This window comes from Limnohabitans sp., assembly GCF_023910625.1.
Classification (GTDB): Bacteria; Pseudomonadota; Gammaproteobacteria; order Burkholderiales; family Burkholderiaceae_C; genus Limnohabitans_A.
On sequence record NZ_JAAVVW010000003.1, the window covers coordinates 2,458,612 to 2,484,421 of the forward strand.

A 25,810-nucleotide genomic window follows, 5' to 3' on the forward strand; every position below is an offset into this window, starting at 1 on the left:
GACGGGGTTGATGGGGTGGCCCCGATGCTTTCTTGGGGCGCGACCCTCTACAAGCCGGGCTTTTGGAAGTGATCATAGCGCCGCATACAATGGCGGCTTCGCCCGCAGGACGCCCAGGCGTCACCCGCACAACCCGAATTTGACTTTCAGTGGAGTTCCCATGTTCATTTCTTCTGCTTTTGCCCAAACCGCTCCCGCCGCCGCCTCAGGTGGTGACATGCAGTCCACCCTGATGAGCATGCTGCCGCTGCTGCTGATGTTTGTGGTGCTGTATTTCGTGATGATCCGCCCCCAGATGAAGAAGCAAAAAGAGCACCGCGCCATGGTGGACGCCCTGGCCAAGGGCGATGAGGTGGTGACGGCGGGTGGTCTGCTGGGCAAGGTCAGCAAGATCGGTGATGCCTATATAGGCGTGGAGATGGCCGCTGGCGTGGAAATTCAGATGCAGCGCAGCGCCGTGGTGCAGGTTTTGCCCAAAGGCACGATCAAGTGATTTGAGCGTCAACTCTTCGGGGACCCGGATTCACCGAGCCCCTTGTTTCTTTCCTGCACGCGAGTCTTTATGAACCGTTACCCGGTCTGGAAATATGTGGTCATCGTGATCGCCTTGTTGTTGGGTGCGGTCTACACCTTGCCCAATTTCTTTGGAGAGGCGCCTGCTGTGCAGGTGTCTTCGGGCAAGGCCACCATCAAGGTGGACACTTCGACTTTGCAAAAAGTCGAAGATGCGCTCAACGCCAACAGCATCAACACTCGGGGTCTGGTGCTCGATGGGGGCTCGGTTCGGGTGCGCCTGGAGAGCACCGATGAGCAGCTCAAGGCCAAGGATGCCATCCAGAAAGCCTTGATCCCGGACGCCTCGGATCCGCAATTCGTGGTGGCCCTGAATCTGGTGTCAAGATCACCCGGCTGGCTGACCGCCTTGTATGCCTCGCCCATGTACCTGGGCCTGGATTTGCGCGGTGGCGTGCACTTCATGCTGCAAGTGGACATGCAAGCTGCGCTGAACCAGCGCGTGGAGGCCCTGACCGGGGAGTTGCGCAGTGTCATGCGCGAAAAAGACATTCGCCATGGCGGCATTTCACGCAATGGCCAGAACATCGAAATCCGCGTGCGCGACGCGCAACAACAAGAAGCCGCCAAGCGCCTGATCACCGACCAGTTCCCCGATCTGCAAACGCGCGAAGTGACCGATGGCGCCGAGCTGCGTTTGGGGGTCAACATCAAGCCTGAATCCGCCCGCAAGGTGCAAGAGCAAGCGCTCAAGCAAAACATCACCACACTTCACAACCGGATCAACGAGCTGGGCGTGGCTGAGCCGGTGATCCAGCAGCAGGGGCTGGACCGCATCGTGGTGCAGTTGCCCGGTGTGCAGGACACGGCCAAGGCCAAAGACATTTTGGGCCGCACCGCCACCCTTGAGGTGCGCATGGTGGACGAAAGCACAGAAGCGCGTGCCGCCGAGCAGCCTGGGGGCATGGTGCCTTTTGGCACCGAGCGCTATTTGGAGCGCGATGGGCGTGCGTTGATCGTCAAAAAACAGGTGGTGCTCACGGGCGACAACCTGACCGATGCCCAGCCTGGCTTTGACAGCCAGACCCAAGAGCCGGTCGTGAACCTGACGCTCGACGGCAAGGGCGCCCGCATCTTCAAGGATGTAACCCGCGACAACGTGGGCAAGCGCATGGCCATCATCTTGTTCGAAAAGGGCAAGGGCGAGGTGGTCACGGCCCCGGTGATCCGTGCCGAGATTGGCGGCGGTCGTGTGCAGATTTCTGGCCGCATGACCACGGTTGAGGCCAACGACACCGCGCTGCTGCTGCGCGCTGGTTCATTGGCTGCGCCCATGGAGATCATCGAAGAGCGCACCATTGGCCCCAGCCTGGGCGCAGAAAACATCGCCAAAGGCTTCAACAGCGTGACCTGGGGTTTCCTGGTGATCGGGGCCTTCATGGTCATTTACTACGCCATGTTCGGCCTGTTCTCCGGCATTGCGCTGGGTGTGAACCTGCTGTTACTGGTGGCCATTTTGTCGACGCTGCAAGCGACCCTGACCCTGCCCGGCATGGCCGCGATGGCGCTGGCACTGGGCATGGCGATCGACTCGAACGTGCTGATCAACGAGCGTGTGCGTGAAGAGCTGCGAAATGGGGCAAGCCCCCAAGCGGCCATCCACGCGGGCTATGACCGCGCCTGGGCCACGATTTTTGACTCCAACATCACCACCTTGATCGCGGGTGTGGCCTTGCTGGCCTTTGGCTCCGGCCCGGTGCGCGGGTTTGCGGTGGTGCACACCATCGGCATTTTGACGAGCATGTTCTCGGCGGTGTTCTTCTCGCGAGGTCTGGTCAATCTTTGGTATGGCGGCCAAAAGAAACTCAAATCGGTGTCGATCGGCACCGTCTGGCGGCCCGAGGCTGGCACTGCGGTGAAAGCCGACTAAGGGTAAAAGACCATGGAATTGTTCAAAATCAAAAAAGACATCCCGTTCATGCGCCATGCCTTGGTGCTCAACGCGATCTCCTTCATCACCTTCGCTTTGGCGGTGTTTTTCTTGTTCAGCCGGGGTCTGCACCTGTCGGTGGAGTTCACGGGCGGCACCTTGATGGAGGTGAGCTACAGCCAGCCCGCCGACCTGCAAAAGGTGCGCGGCACGGTGGCCACACTCGGTTATGGCGAAGTGTTTGTGCAGAACTTTGGCTCGGCACGCGATGTGATGATCAGGTTGCCCACGCAAAAAGGTGTGAACTCGGCCCAGCAAAGCGAAAAAGTCTTGTCAGCCCTGAAAGCCAACGACCCCGATGTGACCCTGCGCCGCGCCGAATTTGTGGGTCCGCAAGTGGGCGACGAACTGGTGGAAGACGGCCTGATGGCGCTGGCCTTTGTGGTGGGCGGCATCATGCTGTACTTGGCCATTCGCTTCGAGTGGAAGTTCGCCGTCTCGGCCATCATTGCCAACTTGCACGATGTGGTCATCATCCTGGGCTTTTTTGCCTTCTTCCAGTGGGAGTTTTCACTGGCGGTGCTGGCGGCGGTGCTGGCGGTGCTGGGTTATTCGGTGAACGAGTCGGTGGTGATTTTTGACCGAATTCGCGAGAACTTCCGACGCTACCGCAAGATGAACACGGTGGAGATCATCGACAACGCGATCACCTCCACCATCAGCCGCACCATCATCACCCACGGATCGACCCAGATCATGGTGTTGTCCATGCTGCTGTTTGGCGGCGAGACGCTGTATTACTTCGCGCTGGCTTTGACGATTGGCATTTGCTTTGGCATTTACTCGTCGGTGTTTGTGGGCGCTGCGGTGGCCATGTGGCTGGGCATCAGCCGTGAAGACATGGTCAAGCCGATCAAGAAAGACAACGACCCAAGCGACGAAAACTCGGGCGCGGTGGTCTGAGTTTTCAGGCCGATCCGATTCGCTGAAACAGGCCGCCAGGCAAACGCCCAACCAGGCCTGTCAGTTCCAGCTCCAGCAACTGTGCCTGCAATTGTGATGTGGGCCATCCGCAGCGCGCTTGCAGGGCGTCCAGACTCACTGGGTCATGGCCCATGGCCCGCAGCAGTTCGGCTTCCGGTGAATCGTCCTTGCCCGTGTGTGGCGAGTCGCCCGGTTCTGGTGCCAGGGGCAGGCAGCGCTGCGCCAGCGAGTCGGGCAGGCGCAATTCTTCGAGCACATCCTGGGCCGATTCCACCAGCTTGGCACCTTGTTTGATCAGCAGATGACAGCCTTTGGACTGGGGCGAGTGGATCGAGCCGGGGATGGCCATCACATCGCGCCCCTGCTCCAGCGCTTGCTTTGCCGTGATGAGCGAGCCCGATTGCAAGGCAGCCTCGACCACCAGTGTGGCCTGTGAGAGGCCTGATATCAGGCGATTGCGACGCGGAAAGTTGGGTGGCAAGGGGGGCGTGCCCAGGGGGTATTCGCTCAGGATCAGTCCGTTTTGTGCAATGCGGTGCGCCAGGTCCCGGTGCTGACGCGGGTAGACCCGGTCCAGTCCGGTGCCGACGATGGCGATGGTGGCCAGGCCTGGTCCGGTATGTCCCTGCAGAGCGCCTTCGTGCGCAGCGCCATCCACGCCCAAGGCCAGGCCCGAGATGATCGTCAAACCACTGGCAGCCAGACTGCGGGCAAATTCGCGGGCGTTGTCCGCGCCTTGGGGGCTGGGGTTGCGACTGCCTACGATGGCCAGTGATGGCTTGCCGGACAGCGAGCCCAGTTGGGAGGTTTGCCCCATGCCGTAGAGCATGAGTGGCGGGTCAGGGATGTCGAGCCAGACCCCCGGGTAGTCGGCATCACCGAGCGTCAGCACGCAACAGCCCTGTTGGGCATGTTGGTCCAGCCAATCCAGGGTTTCCTGCGTGAGCGCGGCACAACCCTCGGGCATGCGCTGCACTGCCTGGGCTTGAAGCGGGCTGAGCACTTGGCACAAGGCGGCTTCGGTTTGCTGAAAAATCAGCTCGGGCTCGCCAAAGGCAGCCAAAAGCCGGCGCGCGCTTTCAGGGCCCACGCCGGGTGTCATGCTCAGGCGCAGCCAAGCGCCCAGTTCTTTTGGGGTGTTGACCATCTTGTCTCCCTGCACGGCCATCATGGCCGTTCTGGTTTTTGTGGGTGCTGTGATTGTGTTGCAAAGTCAGATGCGCGCCAAGTCCATAAAATGAAAGCCCCAGCTAGAGCCCACCATGCTCCCCCCGATTTCAAGTCTATTCAGCGCCTGCGGCTGTTTATTTGGGAAAACGACGATCTGGATGCCCCATGGTGCAGGGCTATACCCGTGTGGCCAGCCACCAGGATCAGGTGTTGGGCCTCCAGCCCCACCCGGAGTTCACGCCCGAGATGTGTGCATTTTTGTGGCACAAGCGCCGGGCGCTTTGGGGTGAGGACCACGACTTTCGCGGAATGAGCAGTTTGCCCAAAACGCATGATGGTTTGGCGCTGGCGGGTTTCATGATCCATTTTGTCCAATATGGGTTATCGGGCGGTGGTGCTGGGGGCGTGCACCGAAATGACCGAAAATAAACACATTCTTGTTGACCTTCAAAACCATGGCACTGCTCACCATCCTTTGTTACCCCGACCCTCGCCTGCACAAGGTGGCCCAGCCTGTGCAGGCGGTAGACGCGCGCGTGCACGCCCTGATCGACGACATGCTGGAGACCATGTACGAGGCGGGCGGCATTGGCCTGGCGGCCACGCAGGTGGATGTGCACGAGCGTCTGGTGGTGATCGACACCTCTGAAGAGCGCAACCAACCGATGGTGCTGATCAACCCCGAGATCACCTGGATGAACGACGAGCGCGTGAAGGGGGAAGAGGGCTGCTTGTCGGTGCCCGGCATTTACGACGGCGTGGAGCGCGCCACCGCCCTCAAAGTGACGGCCCTGGACCGCAACGGTCAATCGCGCACCCTCGAGGCCGAGGGCATGCTGGCCATCTGCATCCAGCACGAGTTGGACCACCTGATGGGCAAGGTGTTTGTGGAATACCTCTCGCCGCTCAAGCAAGGCCGCATCAAGACCAAGATGGTCAAAGCCCAAAAAGCCGGACGCTGAGCACGGCATGCGGCTGATTTTTGCGGGCACGCCCGAATTTGCGCAGGTGGCCGTGGCGGCCCTGCACGCCGCTGGCCACGAGATCGTCCTGGTCCTGACCCAGCCTGACCGACCTGCAGGGCGCGGCATGAAGCTGCAACCTTCGCCTGTCAAGCAGTGGGCCGTGGACCATGCGGTTCCAGTGGCTCAGCCGCGCAGCTTGCGGCTCGATGGCAAATACCCCGAAGACGCGGCTGCCGCCCGCCAGACTTTGCTGGACGCAAAACTCGACCATCAGGCCGACGCCATGATCGTGGCGGCTTACGGCCTGATCCTGCCGCAGTGGGTGCTGCACTTGCTGCCCAAGGGGTGCCTGAACATCCACGCCTCTTTGTTGCCACGCTGGCGCGGGGCCGCGCCGATTCACCGTGCCATCGAGGCAGGCGATGCGCAAACCGGCATCACCATCATGCAGATGGACGCGGGCCTGGACACCGGCGACATGTTGCTGGTTTTGCCCTGCGCCATCGCGCCCACCGACACCACCGCCGTGCTGCACAACCGCCTGGCTGCGCTGGGCGGGCAGGCCATCGTGCAAGCGCTGGCCTCACTCGATGCCTTGCCGCACCAGCCCCAGCCCGATGAAGGCGTGACCTATGCGCACAAGATCGACAAGGCCGAAGCGGCGCTGGACTGGGCCTTGAGCGCCGAGGTGCTGGCGCGGCGCATCCGGGCCTTTGATCCGTTTCCGGGCATGACCGTGCCATTAACCACAGATTCGGGCGTGGAAACCCTCAAGCTCTGGCAAGCCACGGCGCAAGCGTCCGTGCAGACCGCTCAACCCGGCACCGTGCTCAGCGCCGATGCCTCGGGCGTGCGCGTGGCCTGCGGTGAGGGTCAGCTGTGCCTGACGCAGTTGCAGCGGCCCGGTGGCAAGCGCCTGGGTGCAGCCGACTTTTTGCGTGGCTGCCCCTTGCAGCCTGGCCAGCGTTTGGTGGCCTGATGTTTTTTCGGCCCACGCTCTACCGCCGCGCCGAGTTCTGGCAAGGCTTTCGTGATTTGGCCCCGCAAGCGCCGGGTGTGGCAGCTTGGGGCCTGATGACGGGCGTGGCCATGGTCAAGTCGGGCATGAGCGTGTTCGAGGCGGTGGCCATGACCCTGCTGGTGTTTGCGGGCAGCTCGCAGCTGGCGGCCATTCCGCTGTTGGTGGCTGGCGCCCCGGCTTGGGTGATTTTGGCCACCGGCTTTTGCGTGAACCTGCGCTTTGTGGTGTTCAGCCTGCACCTTCGGCCATATCTGATGCACCTGCCCCGTTGGCAGCGCATGTGTCATGGTTACTTTACCGCCGACATCAGCTATGTGTTGTTCACCCGGCGTTTTCACGAACCGGGTGGCTCCGAGGCCGAACGCATACACCAGGAGGCCTATCTGGCGGGCAACTATTTTCTGAATTGGGCCAGCTGGATGGTGGCCAGTTTGCTGGGCATTGGGCTGGCCAATCTGATCCCGCCCGAATGGGGTTTGGGCTTTGCGGGCATTTTGTGTTTGCTGGGGATTCAGTGCTCACTGGCCAGTTCGCGCATGCGCATCTTGTCGGCGGCGGTGGCGGGTGTGGCCGCAGTGGCCGCATACCACCTGCCGCTCAAACTCAACATCGTGGTGGCCATTGCGGTGGCCGTGATCCTGTGCCTGACGGTCGAAAAAATCCGTCCAGAACACAAGGTGGCGGCATGAACGGCACAGACTTGTGGACCCTGGCGGTGATCGTGGGCTTGGCTGTGGTCACCGTGGTGGCGCGCAGTTTCTTTTTCATCTCCAGCAAATCCTGGCAACTGCCGCATTGGGCGCAGCGTGGTCTGCAGTACGCTCCGATTGCCGCTTTGTCGGCGGTGGTGGTGCCAGAAATCATCACTGTGCAGGGTGATTTGATCGGCACCTGGCAAGACGCGCGATTGTTCGCTGCACTGGCTGGGGTGGCAGCTTATTTTTGGCGGCGCGATGTACTGGTCACGATTGTGGTGGGGATGGCGGTGTACCTGCCTTTGCGTCTGGGGCTGGGCTGGTAATTCACGCCGGCTTTGTTTGGCGTTCGTACCCGGGGGCGTCCATCGCGGTCAATCCAGGCTTTTAAAATCAACGCGAATTGATCCATCTACTTTTTCTTCACACCATGAACGTCATCCGTTTTTCTGATTTGTGTGCCAACGGCCAAGCCGCTGGCCAACGCGTTTTCATCCGCGCCGACTTGAATGTGCCGCAAGCCGATGACGGCAGCATCACCGAGGACACCCGCATCCGCGCCAGCGTGCCCTGCATCCAGATGGCGCTGGCAGCCGGTGCGGCCGTGATGGTCACATCGCATCTGGGCCGTCCGACCGAGGGCGAGTTCAAGCCCGAAGATTCGCTGGCCCCGGTGGCCAAACGTCTGGGTGAATTGTTGGGCCGCGAAGTGCCTTTGATCGCCAACTGGGTAGGTTCAGAAGGCAACGCCAGTGTTGCGGGCGTGACCGTCGCCCCCGGCCAGGTGGTGCTGCTCGAAAACTGCCGCGTCAACAAAGGCGAGAAAAAGAACGACGAAGCGCTGGCCCGCAAGATGGCCAAGTTGTGCGACATCTACGTGAACGACGCCTTTGGCACCGCCCACCGCGCCGAAGGCACCACCTACGGCATCGCCCAGTTTGCGCCCATCGCCTGCGCTGGCCCCTTGCTGGCGGCCGAGATCGATGCCATCACCCAGGCCTTGACCAACCCCAAACGCCCGTTGGTTGCCATCGTGGCGGGCAGCAAGGTGTCCACCAAGCTGACCATCTTGAAGAGCCTGTCCAAAAACGTGGACCAGTTGATCGTGGGCGGCGGCATTGCCAACACCTTCATGCTGGCGGCGGGTCTGAAGATCGGCAAAAGCTTGGCCGAAGCCGATTTGGTGACCGAGGCCAAAGCCGTGATCGAGGCCATGAAGGCGCGTGGGGCCGAAGTGCCGATTCCGACCGATGTGGTGGTGGCCAAAACTTTTGCGGCCGACGCCGTGGCCACGGTGAAAAAAGCCACCGACGTGGCCGACGACGACATGATTTTGGACATTGGCCCCGAGACGGCGGCCCAGCTCGCCGCGCAGCTCAAGCAAGCGGGCACGATTGTGTGGAACGGCCCGGTGGGCGTGTTCGAGTTTGCGGCCTTTGAAAACGGCACCCAGGTCATTGCCCAGGCGATTGCCGAGTCGAGCGCGTTCAGCATCGCAGGCGGCGGGGACACGCTGGCGGCGATTGCCAAATACGGCATCGAAGAGCAGGTGGGCTACATCTCGACCGGTGGTGGCGCGTTCCTGGAAATTCTGGAAGGCAAGACTTTGCCCGCCTTCGAGATTTTGGCCAAGCGCGCTGCAGACTGAGCGCGTTGACCCGATCAGGCCTGAGCCGCCGGTGGCAAGTTGCCGCGCACCGGGCTGGTCATGCTGCCTTTGAAGTCGGTCCAGCATTCACGGCCGAAATCGTACAGTTTGCAGTTTTGAGCGGTCTCGAAGTACCACTTCCAGGAGAAGGGTTGCACGATGATGCGGCCCGGCAGCATTTCTTCAAGCTTGGCCTGGGCTTGCTTCAAGCGATACAGCGGAATGCTCATGTCCACATGGTGGGCGGTGTGCTCCATGATGTGGTGCATCATGCCGCCAATGTTGAACGGAAAGGTCAGGTGCACCGTGGTGGACACAAAGGGCGCGGCCTTGGTCCAAGCGGCTTTGTTGTCGTGCCAGGACACCTTGACGTGGGTGTGGTGCACATAGACCACAAAGCCGATCATGGTGTTCCAGAAAAAGAAGGGGATCGCCACGCCCATGAGCAAGGACAGCCAGACCGACTGCCCGGTGTAGAGGGCCGCCGCAGTGATGGTGGCGATCCACAGCACGGCAAAGGCGCTGACCAGCAGGCTGTCCTTGAAGAAAATCGGGCGACGGGTGGGCATGTGGGTCTTGTTGGGGAAGAACTCGCGCTTCCACCAGATCTCGATCATGTAATACAGGCCCGGTGCCCAGCCGCTGCGGTAGGCGCGCTCGAGCAGCTTTTGCATGGGGCTCAGGGCTTCAAATTCGGCGGCAGTCAGGGGTGTCCAGACAAAGTCCACGCCTTTGAGGTTGGTGTAGCCGTGGTGCACCACGTTGTGGCCGGTATCCCACAGGCTGTAAGGCGTGAGCGAAGGCAAAAACGCGATACGGCCCAGCACCTTGTTCAGTTCGCGGTGGGGTGTCAGGCTTTGGTGGCAAGCGTCATGGCCGATGATGAAAAGGCGACCAATCACGAAACCGGCGGCCAGGGCGCAGAGCACTTTGAGCCACACCGATTCCAAAGCGATGGTGCCTGCAATCAGTGCAAAGAACAGGGCGTAGTCAAAAGCCAGCAACACAAAAGCGCGTGCCGTACTGCGCCCGGACAAGGGCACCAGCCATTCGCGCAAGGTTTTGCGGTGCGGCAGGGGTTGGTCCAAGTCAATCGGCTGATCGGCGGTAGGGGGTAAGGCAGTCATGGGTCAGGAATGTAATTCTCTTGTGCGCAAGTTTAGCTGCTTGACGTTGCAAAGCCCTGACTGCGATCAATTCAAGGGCTTTGGCAGGGGTATGGAGCCGCTCTGAGAGCGAAGCTGCCGGATGTCGCTGGGATGTAACGCGTTTCGTGTGAGAATTGAAACCAAATTACATGGAGATCTTCAAATGCCCCGTCGTGCCACCAAGATTGTTGCCACTTTAGGCCCTGCTTCCAGCGATCCCGCACTGTTGGAGGCCATGATCCGGGCCGGTGTGAATGTGGTTCGCCTGAACTTCAGCCACGGCAAGGCGCAAGACCATGTGGACCGCGCCCGTTTGGTGCGCGAAGCCTCGCAACGCGCGGGCCGCGAGGTGGCCATCATGGCCGACCTGCAGGGTCCCAAGATCCGGGTGGGCAAGTTTGCCGAGGGCAAAGTGATGCTGGAGCCTGGCGCGCCCTTTGTGCTGGATGCCTCGCGCACCGAGCCGGGTGACTTGCAGGGTGTGGGCCTGGATTACAAAGAGTTGCCGCGCGATGTCAAGGCCGGCGACGTGCTGCTGCTCAACGATGGCCTGATTGTCCTCACAGTGACCGCCGTCAAGGGCGAGCAGGTGCACACCACCGTCAAGTTGGGCGGTGAATTGTCCAACAACAAGGGCATCAACAAACAAGGCGGCGGCTTGACGGCTGCTGCCCTCACGGCCAAGGACATGGACGACATCCGCACGGCCATGAGCTTCCATGCCGACTATGTGGCGGTGAGCTTTCCCAAAAACGCCACCGACATGGAAATGGCGCGACAGCTGTGCAACGTGGCCTGCACCAACGGACACCGCCCGGGTTTGATCGCCAAAATCGAGCGGGCCGAAGCCATCCCCGAGCTGGACCGCATCCTGGCCGTGTCCGACGGCATCATGGTGGCGCGCGGTGATTTGGCGGTGGAGGTGGGCAACGCGGCTGTGCCGGGCTTACAAAAGCACATGATCAAACGGGCCCGGGAACTGGACAAACTGGTCATCACCGCCACGCAGATGATGGAAAGCATGATCGTCAACCCGGTGCCCACCCGCGCCGAGGTGAGCGACGTGGCCAACGCGGTGCTCGACGGCACCGACGCGGTGATGCTCAGCGCCGAGACCGCTGCGGGCAAGTACCCGCTGGAGACGGTGGAGATGATGGCTGCGGTGTGTCTGGAGGCCGAAAAAACCGATCACGACCCGCTGGACGACGATTTTGTGGACGCGCACTTCAACCGCATTGACCACGCCATCGCCATGGGGGCGTTGTTCACCGCGCACCACCTCAAGGCCAAAGCGATTGTGGCCTTGACCGATTCGGGCTCAACCCCGCTGTGGATGAGCCGGCACAGCGTCCGCATGCCCATTTATGCACTCACGCCCAAAGTGGCCACCCAGCGCAAGATGGCGCTGATGCGCAACGTCAGCCCCTTGTTGATGGACACCAGCGCCGACCGCGACACGGCCTTGGCCGATGCCGAGGCGCACCTGAAAAAGCGCGGCATTGTGCAAACGGGGGATGTCTACGCCATCACCGTGGGCGAACCCATGGGCACGCCGGGCGGCACCAACACCCTCAAAATTTGCCGGGCCACCTGAATCCGCACGCTGGGCTCGGGACCGGACACGCGCCCTGAGGGGGGCGCATGACTTGGCCTGATGCCCATCAGAGGCTTTAAAATCTCGCCCAGTAAGCAGCCGGGTACACACCGGCGCCGCCCCCTCTTCAAACTTCTGGGAAATCATCACCATGGCACTCGTTTCAATGCGCGAGCTGCTGGACCATGCAGCCGTCAACGGCTACGGCATTCCAGCTTTCAACGTCAACAACCTGGAGCAGGTCCAGGCCGTCATGACCGCCGCCGACGAGGTCGGTGCCCCAGTCATCTTGCAGGCCAGCGCAGGTGCCCGCAAATACGCGGGTGAACCCTTCATCAAGCACCTGATCCAGGCGGCCACCGAGCAGTGGCCCCACATCCCGCTGGTCATGCACCAGGACCACGGGCAAAGTCCGGCGGTTTGCCAGGGTGCGATCAACCTCGGTTTTTCGTCGGTGATGATGGACGGCTCCTTGCTGGAAGATGGCAAAACCCCCGCCGACTTCGGCTACAACGTGGACGTGACACGCCGTGTGGTCGAGATGGCCCACTTGGTCGGTGTGTCTGTCGAGGGCGAACTCGGCTGCTTGGGCAACCTGGAAACCGGCGAAGCCGGTGAGGAAGACGGCATTGGCGCCGAAGGCAAGCTGGACCACAGCCAGATGCTGACCGACCCCGAAGAAGCGGCCCAATTCGTCAAGGCCACAGGTCTGGATGCGCTGGCCATTGCGATCGGCACCAGCCACGGCGCCTACAAGTTCAGCCGCAAGCCCACGGGCGACATCCTGGCCATCAGCCGTGTCAAGGAAATCCATGCCCGCATTCCCAACACCCATCTGGTGATGCACGGCTCGTCCAGCGTGCCACAAGAGTTGCTGGCCATGATCAACCAGTACGGTGGCAAGATGAAGGAAACCTACGGCGTGCCGGTCGAGGAGATCCAGGAAGCCATCAAGCACGGCGTGCGCAAGATCAACATTGACACCGATATCCGTTTGGCCATGACGGCCGCATGCCGCAAGTTCCTGTTTGAGAACCCCGACAAGTTCGATGCCCGCGAATGGCTCAAGCCCGCCCGCGAAGCGGCCAAACAAATCTGCAAGCAGCGTTTTTTGCAGTTCGGCTGCGAAGGCCAAGCGCCCAAGATCAAGGGCGATAACCTGCAGGTGGTGGCGGCCCGTTATGCGCGGGGTGAATTGGCCCAGGTGGTGAACTGAGGCGCGATAATTGACCCGAATGGCCCGTTGACGGTTCAACGGGCCTTTTTCTTTTTTGCTGGACTGTTTTTCCATGACCTCTGCGCTTCACACCTCGGCCCTGACTTCCCTGCCTTTGCTGGCCCGAGGCAAGGTGCGCGACAACTACGCCGTGGGTGATGACCGCATCCTGATGGTGGCGTCGGACCGCATCAGCGCATTCGACGTGATCATGGGCGAGCCGATTCCGGGCAAGGGCGTGCTGCTCACGCAAATGGCGCTGTTTTGGTTTGACCAGCTCGGCCCCAAAGGCCTGAACATTTGCCCAATCCACCTGACGGGCGAAGCCCCCGAGAGCGTGGTGAGTGCCGAAGAGGTGCCGCAGGTCACGGGTCGCTCGATGCTGGTCAAGCGCCTCAAACCCATCCCGGTCGAGGCGGTGGTGCGCGGCTATTTGGCGGGCAGCGGCTGGAAGGAATACCAGGACAACCAGGCGGTGTGCGGTGTGAAACTGCCTGCTGGCCTGAAAAACGCCAGCCGCCTGCCCGAGCCCATTTACACCCCCGCAGCCAAAGCCGCCGTGGGCGAGCACGACGAAAACATCACCTTCGAGCAAACCATGTCCATGATCGGTGCCGATCTGGCCACCCGCATCCGCGACATCAGCCTCCAGCTTTACAAGGCGGCGCGTGACATCGCGGCGGTCAAAGGCATCATCATTGCCGACACCAAGTTCGAGTTTGGCCTGGATGCCGACGGCACTTTGGTGCTGATGGACGAGGTGCTGACGCCCGATTCGTCGCGTTATTGGCCCACAGACTCTTATGAACAGAGTTATGCGCAAGGCGCCAATCCACCGAGCTACGACAAACAGTTTTTGCGCGACTGGCTGGAAACCGCCCAGGTCAACGGCGAGCCGTGGGACAAGACCCCGCCTGCACCGCGTTTGCCGCGTGAAGTGATCGAGAAGACGGCCGCCAAATACGCAGAGGCCATGAAAAAGCTGATGGCTTGAGCTTTGCCCTTGCGGTGCCCTGGCCCCTGAGTTGGTGCACGGCTGTGATGAGCAGCCTCAGTTGAGCATCATGCTCAGCTTGCGCCGGTAGCTGGAGATCATGGCCATGTGCGGGTCTTCTTGCATGGCGGCCTTGCCCATCAACTCGATGCCACCTGCGGACTTGCCGGTGGCGTCTTGCGTTTTGGATTTGGGGGGCGTCATCAATTCCAGCAAGGCGACAAAGGTCTTGCGGGGGGCTTCGTCGTCCCACTTTTTGTCGCGCATGATGATTTCAAGCAGCTCGTCCATGGCCGCTTCCCACTGGCCGACGGCGATCAGCAGGCGACTCTTGGCAAAGCGGGTTTCAAAGTCGCGCTTGTTCTGCCCAATCAATTCGTCAAATTTCGCCAATTCCCATTGGCCGCGTGGGTCGGTGGTCACGAATTCCAGCGCGTTGAGCCACTGGGTTTGCGCCTCAAAGCGCAGCGGCACCGGGATGCGGGCCATGGTCGGGGCCAGCAAGGCGGCGGCCTCGGCCAACTCGCCCAAGCCGATCAGCAGCTTGACCAGGTCAAAGCGGGCGTCGTCGTTGCCTGGGTCGGTGGCCAAGGCCTGTTCTAGGGCGGCACGGGCGCTGTGCTCGTCGCCCGCTTGCAGGTGTTGCTGGGCTTGTTCGGCGGCGGCCATGGCCTGCAGTGCTTCGGCGGCGGGCAGGTGTTTGTCCAAAAACTGTTTGACCTGACCCTCGGGCAAAGCGCCCATGAAGCCATCGACGGGCTGGCCGTTTTTCAGCAGCACACAAGTTGGGATACTTTTGATGCCGAATGCTTGAGCCAGTTGCTGCTCCTGATCTGAGTCGATTTTGACCAGCTTGAAGCGGCCTTCGTAGGCGGCTTCGACTTTTTCGAGCACAGGGCCCAAAGACTTGCAAGGGCCGCACCAAGGGGCCCAAAAGTCCACCAACACGGGCGTGGTCATGGAGGCTTCGATGACCTCGGCTTCAAAGTTTTGTATCGTGACGTCCATCATGGTGGGCAGTGTTCCGGGTTGTGTTTCAGACCCCAAGCGGGTGAAACCTTAAAATTCAACATTGATCACGAAAAGCACCCAATGACTCAAGCGCTCATCGGCGTCGTCATGGGTTCCAGCTCCGACTGGGACACCATGCAGCACGCAGTCCAGATTCTCCAACAGTTTGGCATCCCTCACGACGCCCGCGTGGTTTCGGCCCACAGAATGCCGGACGATATGTTTGCTTATGCACAGAGCGCGGCCGAGCGGGGCCTGCAGGCCATCATCGCCGGCGCTGGCGGCGCAGCCCATTTGCCCGGCATGATCGCTGCCAAAACCGTGGTGCCGGTGCTGGGTGTGCCGGTGCAGACCAAGGCCCTGTCGGGCGTGGATTCGCTGCACAGCATTGTGCAAATGCCCAAGGGCGTGCCGGTGGCCACCTTTGCCATTGGCGCAGCAGGCGCTGCCAATGCCGCCCTGTTTGCCGTGGCCATGTTGGCCAACAACGACCCGGCCCTGCGCCATAAGCTTGAAGCTTTCCGCGCCGAACAAACCGCCATGGCCCGCGCCATGACGCTTCCTCCCGTTCCACCAGCAGGTGCCGCATGAGCCGCGCCATTTTGCCGGGTGCCATGGTCAATGGCCAGATGGCCACGTTGGGCGTGATGGGGGGCGGCCAGCTGGGCCGCATGTTTGTGCACGCGGCCCAGGCCATGGGCTACTTCACCGCGGTGCTCGATCCCGATGCGGCCAGCCCCGCCGGGCGGGTGAGCCACCACCACATCCAGACCGGGTATTTGGACGAGCAGGGCCTGGCGCAGCTGATGCAGCGCTGCGCGGCCATCACCACCGAGTTTGAAAACGTGCCCGCTCCCGCGCTGATCACTTTGGGCGCTCACCGCCCGGTGGCACCGGCGTCTGAGTCGGTGGCGATTGCGCAAGACCGGGTTGCCGAAAAAGCCCACTTTGTGCGCTGCGGCGTGCCGGTGGCTCCGCATGCGGTGATCGAGACCCCCGCTCATCTGGCTGCGGTGGCCGAAAATTTGCTGCCCGGTATTTTGAAGACCGCCCGCATGGGTTACGACGGCAAGGGCCAGATCCGCGTCAAGACCCGCGAAGCGTTGGGGGCCGCTTGGGCAGAGTTGAAGGGCGTGCCCTGCGTGCTCGAAAAAATGCTGCCGCTTCAGGCCGAGTGCTCGGTCATCGTGGCGCGTGGGGCCGATGGGCAGATGGTGAATTTTCCGGTGCAATCGAATTTGCACCGCGATGGCATTTTGGCCGTGACCCGCGTGTATGAAGGTGCCGTGCCCTTAGACGTGGCGGCGCAAGCCGTGGCCGCCACCCGCGCCATTGCCGAGGGTCTAAATTACGTGGGCGTGCTGTGTGTGGAGTTTTTCCTGCTCGAAGGCGGCGAGCTGGTGGTCAACGAAATGGCCCCCCGCCCGCACAACAGCGGCCACTACACGATGAACGCCTGCGACCAGTCGCAGTTTGAATTGCAGGTGCGCACGCTGGCGGGTTTGCCGCTGACGCAGCCGCGTCAACACTCAGCGGCCATCATGCTCAATTTGCTGGGCGAACTGTGGCCCCAAGAGTCGGTCAAGGGTCCCAGCAGCCCTGCATGGTCCCAGGTGCTGGCGCTGCCGGGCACGCATTTGCACCTGTACGGCAAGTTGTCGGCTCGGCCCGGCCGCAAGATGGGACACCTGAACATCACGGGTGCCACGCCTGAGGCCGTGCGCGCCACCGCCTTGCAAGCGGCCGCTTTGCTCGGCATCGAAGCGTTTTAAAGACCGCCATGATCTTGAGTGCCAACGAGGCAACCATTGCCCAGGCGGCGCTAGCGCTGCGTGATGGCCAGCTGCTCGGCCTGCCCACCGAGACGGTGTACGGCCTGGCCGCCAATGCGACCGACGACGCGGCCGTGGTGAAAATCTTTGTGGCCAAGGGCCGCCCGGCCGACCACCCGCTGATCGTGCACGTGGCCGGTGTGGACCAGGTGCCGCTGTTTGCCGCGCAAGTGCCCGACTTTGCGCAAAAGCTCATGCAAGCTTTTTGGCCTGGCCCGCTCACCTTGATCTTGCCGCGTTGGAGCGGCGTGGCCGCTACATCAGCCGGGGGGCAAGACTCGATTGGTCTGCGTTGCCCTTCGCACCCGGTGGCGCAAGCTTTGTTGCGGGCTTGTCTGCCGCTGGGTGTGCTGGGCGTGTCGGCTCCCAGCGCCAACCGCTTTGGCCGCGTGAGCCCCACCAGCGCCGCGCATGTGCAGTCCGAGCTGGGCTCTGACTTGTTGATTCTGGACGGCGGCGACTGCGATGTGGGCATCGAGTCCACCATCATCGACTGCACGCGGGGCGAGCCGGTGCTGCTGCGCCCGGGGCAGATCACGCGGGCGCAGGTCGAGGCCGCGTGTGGCCGAGCGGTCCGAGGCAAAGACGCGCCACTGGATGTGAGTGGCCAGGCCGCGCCGCGTGCCTCAGGCACGCTCGAATCGCACTACGCGCCACGCGCCAAGGTGCGCCTGATGACCGCGCAAGACATCACCGCCAAACTGCAGGCCTTGGGGCCGCACGCGAACAACTTGGGGTTGTGGTCAAACGAACGACCGGATGGCAGCGCCGGTGCCGGTGTGCTGTGGCGTGCCCAGCCGCACAGCGCCGAGCAGGCCGCGCACGACTTGTTTGGTGTGCTGCGCGATTTGGACGCCCGGGGCGTGACGCAAATCTGGGTGCAACTGCCGCCCGACACGTCCGAGTGGGAGGGCGTGCGGGACCGGCTGCAGAGGGCGGCGGCTTGAGTCTTGCGTCAGTTTGAACAATCAAGGGGTGAACATCGACCGAAGTCACGTTCGTCAGTCCTTTGGCGTCAAACGCGGCTTTCATGACCGTTTGGTGCATGGCCTGAGGCACAGTCGGGTCACCACTGCCGCTGCAGAGCATGGTTTGCGACTTGGGAGACCAATCCGCGTAGGAGACTCTGTGTGATTTAGGATTAAACCGAACGACCGTGCGATTTTGTTAAATCCTAAAGCTTGTATTCCTTGTTGACCATCGGGCTACTACCCATTTACCGGTATCCCTTGAAGCTCAGCGGTAACGCATCTTCATCACCAAAATCATCAGCGCCAGGCTGGTGGTGATGGCGTTGGCGATGATGATGGGCCAAGCCACCATCAAGATGCCGTAGACCAGCCACAGCGCCACCCCTGCAGTGAACAGGCTGTACATGCCCAGTGAGATGCCGCTCACGTCTCGGGTGCGAAAAGTTTGCCATGCTTGGGGGATGAAGCTGGCCGTGGTGAGGAGGGCGGCCAGGGAGCCGACCCAGTCGATCGGGTTCATGGTGTGCGTTGGGGCAAGGTTTTGTGCGGTGGCACCGTGTCACGCACGGTCCATTCGAGCAACTGGTCCAATGCGGCACGCGCCTGAGGTGCCTGGGGGTGGTGCAGCACCGCCACCAGGGTGTAGCGTTGGCCGCTTTGGCCTTGTACATAGCCTGCGACCGAGGCCACATCGCGCAGTGAACCGGTTTTGAGCCAGGCGTTGCCGATGGCCGGAGAGTTGGGGTTGCGGTCCTTCAGGCGGGCGGCTGTGCCATCCACCCCGGCCACGGCCAATGAGTCCACAAAGACTTGGGCGTGAGGGCCTGCATGCGCTGCTTGCAGCAAGGCCGTCAAGGCGTGTGCTGTGCTGCGCTCGTTGCGCGAGAGGCCAGAACCGTTGTCTAAAACGGGTTCGGGTTGACCTGGAAATTCATGTCGCCACCATTGCGACAAGCGCACGCGGGAGGCTTCAAAGCGACCGGGGGCTCCCAACTCGCTCGACAGCGACAAATACAACTGTTGTGCCATCACGTTGTTGGACAACTTGTTGATGTCTTTGATCACTTGCGACAAGGGCAGCGAGGGTGCTTCCACCAGCAAGCGCGCATCTGCCGGACGTGCGCCATAGCGCACTTGCCCGGTGATTTGCCCTCCCGTGTTGCGCCACATGGCCTGCATCACCAAAGGGGCGTATTGGTTGGGTTCCGGATAGGCCACAGGCCATTCGCGCGCACCACAACTGGCGGGATAGTTGCCCACAAAGCGCACCTGCAGGGCCTGGCTGAAGTCGGCCTGTAGCTGGCGTCGCCAGTCGCTGCAAGGAACGGACGACAAAGGCAGTTGGGGGGTGACTTTCAGGCCTGCCAAGGGCGGCTCATGCTGGACTTGCACATGGCCGTTGGCCGCATCGGGGGTGAACTTGTAAACCACGGCCTTGAAGTTGATCAGTAGCCCGTCTGGTGCCACGTTGTAAGGGCGCAGGGGCTCTTCGTCAAAGGGTTCGCTGCGCTCGCGCACGTCAAACACGCTGCGGTCGAGCACGATGTCGCCACGCACTTCACGCACCCCTGCTGCTTGCACTTGGGTCAGCAAATCCTGTAAACGTTCGACGACCAGTTTGGGGTCGCCACTGCCGCGCACCACCAAATTGCCCTGCAGCACGCCATCCCGAACAGGCCCATCGGCGTAAACACGGTTGCGCCACAGGTGTTCCGGCCCGAGCAATCTCAAGGCCGCGTATGTGGTGAATAGCTTCATGACCGAAGCGGGGTTGACGCTGATGTGTGCTTGATGCGCCAAGCGCACAGGCGTTTCGCGGTTAGTCCGGGGGTGGGCTGGCAGCGGTGCGATCACCACGCTCAATGCAGAGGCGGGCACTTGAGCCTGACGCAGGGTTTTCAGGACCTCGGGTGGCAAGTCCGTGTGAGACGCGCGGGTTTTGCCAGAGGGGAGGGCTGATGTTTCAGTCACCGGTGTGGCTGCGGACGGACTCCCAACGACAGTCAGGAGTGTCAAGCAGCTTGCACTGGCAAGCTTGAGCCAAGGTTTTCGGGAGGCGCGCGGCATCATCGCGTAAGTCTAACCCGCCACCACGGGTTCCCTGAGGCCGGGACTTGAGGCCCTTATGATTCGGACCATGCGACTGTCTCCAAAAACCGTGGACTTGGGCTGCATCGTGCCCGGCGATGTGCTGCTGCGAGGCGCACGCTTGCTCAGGGCGTTTGTGTGTTTTGTGCCCTGTTTGGCCGTTTTGGTGGGCTTGCAGATCTTGCCCACTCAGTTGCACCCGGCAACGTGGCCCGCAATCTTGTTCCATACTGCGTTTGTGGGTGGGATATCGGTGGTCATGTCGGGCCTGCGCTCGAAGATCTTGTGGGGTGAGCGTCAGCCCCAAACCGCAACAGTACCTGCTGTGGCCCTGCCCATGTCCGGAGGCAGGCCTTGAGCGCCCCGGTTGCAGCAGGCCGTTGGCTGGCGTTTGACACCAGCACCGACGAGCTGTCTTTGGCTGTGGCCCGAGGCGATCAGGTCTGGACCCAAACCCTGCCTGGCGGGGCGCAATCATCCAGCGGCCTGATTCCGGCGGTGTTTGCCATGCTGTCCGAGGCCGAGATGACGCTGGCCACGCTGGATGCCATTGTGTTTGGTCGGGGGCCGGGTTCGTTCACCGGCTTGCGCACCGCTTGCGCCGTGGCGCAAGGCCTGGCTTTTGGAGCCGGTGTGCCGGTGCTGCCCATCGATACCTTGCTGGCGGTGGCCGAACAGGCGCGCTGGGCGCAGCATCAAGCAGGCCTGTGGGCTTTCAAGGTCCCTTTGACGGTGCTGGCACTGCTGGACGCCCGCATGGGCGAGGTGTACAGCGCGGCCTACCGTTGGCAAGTGCAGCCGGGAGATGAGGCAGCGGATGTGCGGGGTCAGTGGCAAACCGTGACGCCCTTGCAAGTGGGTCCGCCCGAACTCGTGCAACTGCCCGAGGGCCCTGGGGTGCTGCTGGCAGGCAATGCCTTTGCCGTTTATCCAGAGCGCCTGCCCGCAGGCCAGCGCTGGGTAGCCATGCCCACAGCAGCGGCTTTGCTGCGCCTGGCTCCGGCCGCTTGGGCGCAAGGCCAGGTGGTGCCTGCCGAACAGGCCATGCCACTGTACATCCGGGACAAAGTGGCCCACACCACCGCCGAGCGCGAGGCCCTGAAAATCCAGGCCCAGGTGCCAGCTTTGCAGAACCCGGCGGTAAGCCAGCCATGAGTCAGACCATGCCTTCGAGCTCCCAACGCACAGTGATTGCACAGGCCGTGCGCGATGCGGCCACTTTGGCGGCCATGACGCTGGATGATTTGGACGCGGTCATGGCCATCGAGCAAACCGTTTACAGCCACCCTTGGTCGCGCGGCAATTTCATGGATTCGCTCAATCCGCTGTTTGATGCCCAATGCCTCTGGCTGAAGGGCGAGTTGCTGGGTTACTTTCTGGCCATGCGCGGCTTTACGGAGATGCATTTGCTCAACATCACCCTGGCCCCCGCGCACCAGGCTCAGGGCTGGGGCCGCATGATGCTGGATGCGCTGGCGCTGATATCACGCCACACAGGTGCCCAATCGCTTTGGCTGGAGGTGCGCCAGAGCAACCAGCGCGCCTTGCAGGTGTATGCGCACTATGGTTTCAAACAAGTGGGTGTCCGCAAGGATTACTATCCGGCAAGCCACCAGCAGCGAGAACATGCGGTGGTAATGAGTTTGGAACTGTGAGCCAGGACATGAGCGACCCAACCCGATTTGACCTTGATGAGCGCCAGCGCGCCATGCTGGCCGAAATGGGCGTGCGCGTCTGGTGGCCGCAGCGCTCCGGTGGTGCGTCCCATGCGCTGGCCGAGGCCACAGCACCTGCCGCCTCAGTCCAAAGTGTGTCCGCCCCAGCATTGACCGCTGCCGTTGTGCCATCCGCAGCCGCCCCGCTGGTGGCCTCGTCCGTGCGCGCAGCGCCATCCGTTCGACCGGTAACACCCCAGGCTGCGACTGCTGCTCCGGCTTTTGCACCTTTGCCCGAAGGTTTGCCGGGCATGGCCTGGCCTGAGCTGCAAGCCACTGCCAACCACTGTGCATCTTGCGCCTTGTGTGCGGCACGCCAATCGCCGATTTTGGGCACAGCCCATGCCCCGGCCTACTGGATGGTGGTGGGCGACTTGCCCAGCGAAGAGGACGATGACAAGGGCACACCTTTCAACGGGCCCGAGGGGCAGTTACTCGACAACATGCTACAAGCCGTGGGTGTGCGCCGGCAAAGCGCCGACCAAGTTGCTGCGGCCAATCCCACGCAAGCCCTGGCTTACCTGACGCACGCTGTCAAATGCCGCCCACCGCGTGGGCGCAACCCTGATGCAGCTGAGTTATCGGTTTGCGCGGCCTATTTGTCCCGCCAGGTCCAATTGGTTCAGCCGAGAGTGATTTTGGCCATGGGTCGTTTTGCCATCCAGTCTTTGTTGGGCAGCACAGAGCCCCTGGGTCAATTGCGCGGGCGATTGCACGCCTTTCAGGGAGTGCCCGTGGTGACCACTTACCCCCCCGGCAACTTGCTGCGCCAGCCTGCCGACAAGGCCAAAGCCTGGGCCGATCTGGTGTTGGCCTTGCAGGTGGTCAAAGGCTGATGTCGTCGGTCGGCGCTTCAGCGCCCTGATCGCCTGAGTTCAGGACAGGCTGCCCATGGCCTCGCCCATGACGATGGGGCGGGTCGGTGTCCAGTCGGGGTTGAACCGCATCACCCCGCTCGGGAACAGCATCACCACGGTGGAGCCCAGCAAAAATCGACCCATTTCCTCGCCTTGCGCCAGGGTGATGCTGCCCATCTCGTAAGTCCATTCGCGCACCGTGCCGGGGCGGGGTGGATTGACCACGCCGTGCCATACGGTGGCCATGCTGCCCACGATGGTGGCCCCCACCAGCACCATCACAAAGGGGCCGTGCTCGCTCTCAAACACGCACACCACCCGCTCGTTGCGGGCAAACAGGCCAGGCACGCCACAGGCGGTGGTCGGGTTGACGGAGAACAAATCGCCCGGCACGTGAATCATGCGGGTCAAGCGCCCCGCGCAAGGCATGTGGATGCGGTGGTAGTCGCGTGGGCTGAGGTACAACGTGGCAAATTCGCCGTCTTGAAAATGCGCGGCCAGTGCCGCGTCGCCGCCCACCAAAGCGCGGGTGCTGTAGCTGTGGCCCTTGGCCTGGAACACCTGATCGCCCAGAATGGGGCCGCACTGGCTGATGGCCCCGTCCACCGGGCTGACATACGCTGCGGTGGCCAATGGGCGAGAGCTGGCCTTGAGCGGGCGGGTGAAGAATTCGTTGAAACTCTTGTAACTGGCCGTGTCGGGGTTGGCGGCCTCCATCATGTTCACGTTGTAGCGCTTGACAAACCAGTTGATGATGCCCGTGGTCGCGCCGCCCCATTGGCTGTCCGCGACCCAGCCGGCAAAGGCGGTCAGGGCTTGTTTGGGCATCAGGTACTGCGGCAGGACGGCCAGGCGATCCGAAAAAGAGGGGGAACTTGACATGAAGGGGCCGCCAGCGCGGTGCAGGAGAAGGCCCTGATTTTATCGGTCACCCGCAAACCTGCTCAGGCATGTGGTCACGGGCACAATCCGGGCATGAACACCCCCTTGCTATCGGTCGAACATCTGGTCAAACGCTACGGCGACACCACGGTGGTCAATGACCTGTCTTTCCACATCAACCCCGGCGAATGCCTGGGCGTGATCGGCCCCAACGGTGCGGGCAAAACCACCACGCTGCGCATGTGCTTGGGTTTGTCTCAGCCCGACAGTGGCAGCATCCGCTACTTTGATCACCTGCAAATGCCGCGTGATGCGCTGGCCATCAAAGCCCGCCTGGGCGTTGTGGCGCAATCCGACACGCTGGACCCGGACTTCACCGCAGAAGAAAACTTGCTGGTGTTTGGTCGGTACTTTGGCATAGCCGACGCCGTGATCCGCGAACGCATTCCGCAACTGCTGGAGTTTGGCGCGCTCAGCCACAAAGCCAAAGCCAAACCCGGTGAGTTGTCGGGCGGCATGAAGCGGCGCCTGAGTTTGTCGCGCGCCCTCATCAACCACCCGCAGCTCTTGATGCTGGACGAACCCACCACGGGCCTGGACCCGCAAGCGCGGCACCTGATGTGGGAGCGGCTGCAGTTGCTGCTGCAAGAAGGCAAATCCATCTTGCTCACCACCCATTTCATGGACGAGGCCGAGCGCCTGTGCTCACGCCTCTTGGTGCTGGACCAAGGCCGCAAGATCGCCGAAGGCAAACCGCGTGACTTGATCGCCGAGCACCTGGAGCCCGACGTGGTGGAGGTCTTTGGCCAAGGCGCTGTGCAGCTGGCGCAAGAGGCCAATTTGAAGGCGCTGGCCGGTCGGGTTGAGGTCAGCGGTGAGACGGTTTTCTTCTATACCCAAGACAGCCGTGCCTTGATGCATGCACTGGAGGCCTGGCCGACGCTGCGCACCTTGCACCGCCCTTCTAATTTGGAAGACCTGTTTTTGAAGTTGACCGGACGCCAGATTCGGGAAGAAGGCTGATCATGAGTCAAATCCAAAACAACATCTGGGCCGCGCCCCGCCTGTCCATGCGCTGGTGGCCTGTGTTACAGCGCAACTGGCTGGTCTGGAAAAAGCTGGCCATCCCCAGCTTGGTGGGCAACATCGCCGAGCCGCTCATGTGGCTGGTGGCCTTTGGCTATGGCATGGGCGCGCTCATTGGGCAGGTCGAGATGGGCGGCGAGAAGGTGCCCTACATTTTGTTCTTGGCCAGCGGCAGCATCTGCATGAGCGCCATGAACGCAGCCACCTTTGAGGCGCTGTACTCGGCGTTCTCGCGCATGCATGTGCAAAAAACCTGGGACGGCATCATGAACGCCCCGGTGCGGCTGGACGATGTGGTGCTGGCCGAAATGCTGTGGGCCGCGTTCAAGGCGCTGTTCAGCGTCACGGCCATTTTGCTGGTGATGCTGGTGCTGGACATCAGCCACAGCTGGAAGCTGCTGGTGGCCTGGCCCGTGTTGCTGGGCGTGGGCATCACCTTCAGCTGCATGGCGCTCATCTTCAATGCGCTGGCCAAGGGCTACGACTTTTTTACCTACTACTTCACCCTGTTCCTCACGCCCATGATGTTCCTCTCGGGCATCTTTTTTCCGCGTGAGCAACTGCCCGCGTTTGTGCGCGTGATCGCCGACTGGCTGCCGCTGTCGGTGGCCGTCGATTTGGTGCGCCCGATGTTCTTGGACCGCTGGCCTGATACGCCCGTGCGCCTCGTCTTGGTGCTGGCGGTGTATGCGGGGGTGTCGTTCTGGATTGCGCTGGCGTTGACGAGGAAGCGGTTCAGGAGTTGAGGGCATGACCAGGCTCAGAGCAGACCTGTTGCGCAACAGTCGCGCTCCCATGAGCGAACAAGATCATTGCTTGGCAAGGCTCAAATCGGCTTTCTGTTTTTCATCGCAGGGCCAAGCTCAGTTGGTCAATCAACCCGGCCCATTCTGCATCCATCGAGAGTTGCTCTTTCAGGAAATGGCGTTGACCTGGATTCCAGAACGAGTCATCTTCCAATCGGGTATTGGCATGGAGTGGACGGTGTGTTTTCAGGAACAGCTCTATGGCTGTTGCCGCCGAGATCGATGTCTTGCCCACACCACCTTTGCCGGTGAAGAAAAGAAATCGGGTCGTATGACCAAGCCATTTCATGAAAGTCTTTTGCACAGTTGAGTGACCACGCTTCAATTTACTCGCTGGCTGAATGTTCTTTTTGTCCCATGTCAATGGATGGACATCTACTGCAGGCTTGGGGTCAAAGGCTTCGGCGTCCCAATTGAAGTCAGCGGCCATCTCCATTGGGGCTAACTCATCAAGTCACTTGAGACCGCTGCAGGCTGAAGGGCACAGTTGTCCCAAAGCGGTCAACGATGGCCTGGTGGGAATAGCAGGCCTGGGCTACAGACCTGTGGGGACCAGAGTGAAGGGGTGAACAGACACGAGCCCAAGTGGGATTGAATCTGAGCACCTTGCATGAGAAATCCAGAGGCTGTGTCTTTCCACTGTTGCCCTTGATCCTGGCGGGTGTGAATGGGTCAGGCAAGTTC

Annotated in this window: 28 protein-coding genes; 21 read left to right on the top strand and 7 right to left on the bottom strand. The window is 61.7% G+C overall.

Annotation, left to right across the window (positions count from 1 at the left end):
- Positions 1–160: 160 nt before the first annotated feature.
- The 3 genes from yajC (at position 161) to secF (ending at position 3,406) form a co-directional block, all read left to right on the top strand.
- Positions 161–493 (top strand): preprotein translocase subunit YajC, encoded by a 333-nt coding sequence (yajC, locus tag HEQ17_RS15335; RefSeq protein ID WP_296293535.1) that lies wholly within the window; start codon positions 161–163, stop codon positions 491–493.
- 69 nt (positions 494–562) lie between these two features.
- A complete protein-coding gene (gene secD / locus HEQ17_RS15340; protein ID WP_296293536.1) occupies positions 563–2,443 on the top strand; it encodes a protein translocase subunit SecD in 1,881 nt (626 codons plus the stop codon).
- Between the two features lie 12 nt (positions 2,444–2,455).
- On the top strand, positions 2,456–3,406 hold the full coding sequence (secF, locus tag HEQ17_RS15345) for a protein translocase subunit SecF (protein WP_296293537.1): 951 nt from the start codon (positions 2,456–2,458) through the stop codon (positions 3,404–3,406).
- A 4-nt stretch (positions 3,407–3,410) separates the two neighbouring features.
- Here the strand turns inward: secF and dprA are convergent, their stop codons facing one another.
- On the bottom strand, positions 3,411–4,598 hold the full coding sequence (gene dprA, locus HEQ17_RS15350) for a DNA-processing protein DprA (RefSeq protein WP_296293538.1): 1,188 nt from the start codon (positions 4,596–4,598) through the stop codon (positions 3,411–3,413).
- 164 nt (positions 4,599–4,762) lie between these two features.
- Between dprA and HEQ17_RS15355 the strand changes: the two genes are divergently transcribed.
- The 6 genes from HEQ17_RS15355 (at position 4,763) to HEQ17_RS15380 (ending at position 8,926) form a co-directional block, all read left to right on the top strand.
- Positions 4,763–5,026, top strand: a complete 264-nt coding sequence (locus HEQ17_RS15355; RefSeq protein WP_296293539.1) for a hypothetical protein — start codon at positions 4,763–4,765, stop codon at positions 5,024–5,026.
- A 26-nt stretch (positions 5,027–5,052) separates the two neighbouring features.
- Positions 5,053–5,559 (top strand): peptide deformylase, encoded by a 507-nt coding sequence (gene def, locus HEQ17_RS15360; protein ID WP_296293540.1) that lies wholly within the window; start codon positions 5,053–5,055, stop codon positions 5,557–5,559.
- Between the two features lie 7 nt (positions 5,560–5,566).
- The gene (gene fmt / locus HEQ17_RS15365) at positions 5,567–6,541 is read left to right on the top strand and encodes a methionyl-tRNA formyltransferase (protein ID WP_296293541.1); all 975 of its coding nucleotides are present in this window, start codon (positions 5,567–5,569) and stop codon (positions 6,539–6,541) included.
- A complete protein-coding gene (locus HEQ17_RS15370; protein WP_296293542.1) occupies positions 6,541–7,272 on the top strand; it encodes an AzlC family ABC transporter permease in 732 nt (243 codons plus the stop codon). Before fmt ends, HEQ17_RS15370 begins: the two co-directional genes overlap by 1 nt.
- Positions 7,269–7,604, top strand: a complete 336-nt coding sequence (locus tag HEQ17_RS15375) for an AzlD domain-containing protein (RefSeq protein WP_296293543.1) — start codon at positions 7,269–7,271, stop codon at positions 7,602–7,604. The genes HEQ17_RS15370 and HEQ17_RS15375 overlap by 4 nt, the downstream gene beginning before the upstream one ends.
- A 104-nt stretch (positions 7,605–7,708) precedes the next feature.
- Entirely contained in the window at positions 7,709–8,926 is a 1,218-nt protein-coding gene (locus tag HEQ17_RS15380; RefSeq protein WP_296293544.1) for a phosphoglycerate kinase, read from the top strand.
- A 14-nt stretch (positions 8,927–8,940) separates the two neighbouring features.
- On the opposite strand, the gene HEQ17_RS15385 is transcribed toward HEQ17_RS15380, so the two are convergent.
- The gene (locus tag HEQ17_RS15385) at positions 8,941–10,053 is read right to left on the bottom strand and encodes a fatty acid desaturase (RefSeq protein WP_296293545.1); all 1,113 of its coding nucleotides are present in this window, start codon (positions 10,051–10,053) and stop codon (positions 8,941–8,943) included.
- Between the two features lie 184 nt (positions 10,054–10,237).
- Here HEQ17_RS15385 and pyk point away from each other — a divergent pair, with 184 nt between their 5' ends.
- From pyk to HEQ17_RS15400, 3 genes are all read left to right on the top strand, one after another.
- Complete coding sequence (pyk, locus tag HEQ17_RS15390) at positions 10,238–11,668, top strand: pyruvate kinase (protein WP_296293546.1); 1,431 nt, start codon at positions 10,238–10,240, stop codon at positions 11,666–11,668.
- 151 nt (positions 11,669–11,819) lie between these two features.
- Positions 11,820–12,884, top strand: a complete 1,065-nt coding sequence (fba, locus tag HEQ17_RS15395; protein WP_296293547.1) for a class II fructose-bisphosphate aldolase — start codon at positions 11,820–11,822, stop codon at positions 12,882–12,884.
- Between the two features lie 73 nt (positions 12,885–12,957).
- A complete protein-coding gene (locus tag HEQ17_RS15400; RefSeq protein WP_296293548.1) occupies positions 12,958–13,878 on the top strand; it encodes a phosphoribosylaminoimidazolesuccinocarboxamide synthase in 921 nt (306 codons plus the stop codon).
- A gap of 57 nt (positions 13,879–13,935) precedes the next feature.
- Here the strand turns inward: HEQ17_RS15400 and trxA are convergent, their stop codons facing one another.
- Positions 13,936–14,889, bottom strand: coding sequence for a thioredoxin (gene trxA / locus HEQ17_RS15405; RefSeq protein ID WP_296293549.1), 954 nt, complete (start codon positions 14,887–14,889; stop codon positions 13,936–13,938).
- Positions 14,890–14,970: 81 nt separating this feature from the next.
- Between trxA and purE the strand changes: the two genes are divergently transcribed.
- Genes purE through HEQ17_RS15420 form a run of 3 tightly spaced genes read left to right on the top strand, consistent with a single transcriptional unit; the run spans position 14,971 to position 17,668 of the window.
- A complete protein-coding gene (gene purE, locus HEQ17_RS15410; RefSeq protein WP_296293550.1) occupies positions 14,971–15,480 on the top strand; it encodes a 5-(carboxyamino)imidazole ribonucleotide mutase in 510 nt (169 codons plus the stop codon).
- The gene (locus HEQ17_RS15415) at positions 15,477–16,661 is read left to right on the top strand and encodes a 5-(carboxyamino)imidazole ribonucleotide synthase (RefSeq protein WP_296293551.1); all 1,185 of its coding nucleotides are present in this window, start codon (positions 15,477–15,479) and stop codon (positions 16,659–16,661) included. The genes purE and HEQ17_RS15415 overlap by 4 nt, the downstream gene beginning before the upstream one ends.
- An 8-nt stretch (positions 16,662–16,669) precedes the next feature.
- Positions 16,670–17,668, top strand: coding sequence for an L-threonylcarbamoyladenylate synthase (locus tag HEQ17_RS15420; protein WP_296293552.1), 999 nt, complete (start codon positions 16,670–16,672; stop codon positions 17,666–17,668).
- Between the two features lie 289 nt (positions 17,669–17,957).
- Here the strand turns inward: HEQ17_RS15420 and HEQ17_RS15425 are convergent, their stop codons facing one another.
- A complete protein-coding gene (locus tag HEQ17_RS15425; RefSeq protein ID WP_296293553.1) occupies positions 17,958–18,212 on the bottom strand; it encodes a SemiSWEET transporter in 255 nt (84 codons plus the stop codon).
- Positions 18,209–19,663, bottom strand: coding sequence for a D-alanyl-D-alanine carboxypeptidase/D-alanyl-D-alanine-endopeptidase (dacB, locus tag HEQ17_RS15430; protein WP_296293554.1), 1,455 nt, complete (start codon positions 19,661–19,663; stop codon positions 18,209–18,211). The genes HEQ17_RS15425 and dacB overlap by 4 nt, the downstream gene beginning before the upstream one ends.
- A 166-nt stretch (positions 19,664–19,829) precedes the next feature.
- Here dacB and HEQ17_RS15435 point away from each other — a divergent pair, with 166 nt between their 5' ends.
- Genes HEQ17_RS15435 through HEQ17_RS15450 form a run of 4 tightly spaced genes read left to right on the top strand, consistent with a single transcriptional unit; the run spans position 19,830 to position 22,331 of the window.
- Positions 19,830–20,138, top strand: a complete 309-nt coding sequence (locus HEQ17_RS15435) for a hypothetical protein (protein WP_296293555.1) — start codon at positions 19,830–19,832, stop codon at positions 20,136–20,138.
- Entirely contained in the window at positions 20,135–20,935 is an 801-nt protein-coding gene (gene tsaB, locus HEQ17_RS15440) for a tRNA (adenosine(37)-N6)-threonylcarbamoyltransferase complex dimerization subunit type 1 TsaB (protein ID WP_296293556.1), read from the top strand. The genes HEQ17_RS15435 and tsaB overlap by 4 nt, the downstream gene beginning before the upstream one ends.
- Positions 20,936–20,943: 8 nt before the next feature.
- A complete protein-coding gene (rimI, locus tag HEQ17_RS15445; protein ID WP_296293557.1) occupies positions 20,944–21,435 on the top strand; it encodes a ribosomal protein S18-alanine N-acetyltransferase in 492 nt (163 codons plus the stop codon).
- Positions 21,436–21,443: 8 nt separating this feature from the next.
- The gene (locus HEQ17_RS15450; protein ID WP_296293558.1) at positions 21,444–22,331 is read left to right on the top strand and encodes a uracil-DNA glycosylase; all 888 of its coding nucleotides are present in this window, start codon (positions 21,444–21,446) and stop codon (positions 22,329–22,331) included.
- A 39-nt stretch (positions 22,332–22,370) separates the two neighbouring features.
- Here HEQ17_RS15450 and asd read toward each other — a convergent pair whose 3' ends face one another.
- Positions 22,371–23,234 (bottom strand): archaetidylserine decarboxylase, encoded by an 864-nt coding sequence (asd, locus tag HEQ17_RS15455; protein WP_296293559.1) that lies wholly within the window; start codon positions 23,232–23,234, stop codon positions 22,371–22,373.
- Between the two features lie 93 nt (positions 23,235–23,327).
- On the opposite strand from asd, the gene HEQ17_RS15460 reads away from it, so the two are divergent.
- Together HEQ17_RS15460 and HEQ17_RS15465 are read left to right on the top strand one after the other, a co-directional pair.
- A complete protein-coding gene (locus tag HEQ17_RS15460; protein WP_296293560.1) occupies positions 23,328–24,257 on the top strand; it encodes an ATP-binding cassette domain-containing protein in 930 nt (309 codons plus the stop codon).
- Between the two features lie 2 nt (positions 24,258–24,259).
- Positions 24,260–25,066: an ABC transporter permease gene (locus HEQ17_RS15465; RefSeq protein WP_296293561.1), complete on the top strand. Its 807-nt coding sequence runs from the start codon at positions 24,260–24,262 to the stop codon at positions 25,064–25,066.
- Positions 25,067–25,166: 100 nt separating this feature from the next.
- Here the strand turns inward: HEQ17_RS15465 and HEQ17_RS15470 are convergent, their stop codons facing one another.
- Positions 25,167–25,415: a DUF2789 family protein gene (locus tag HEQ17_RS15470; protein ID WP_296293772.1), complete on the bottom strand. Its 249-nt coding sequence runs from the start codon at positions 25,413–25,415 to the stop codon at positions 25,167–25,169.
- Positions 25,416–25,810 lie beyond the last annotated feature (395 nt).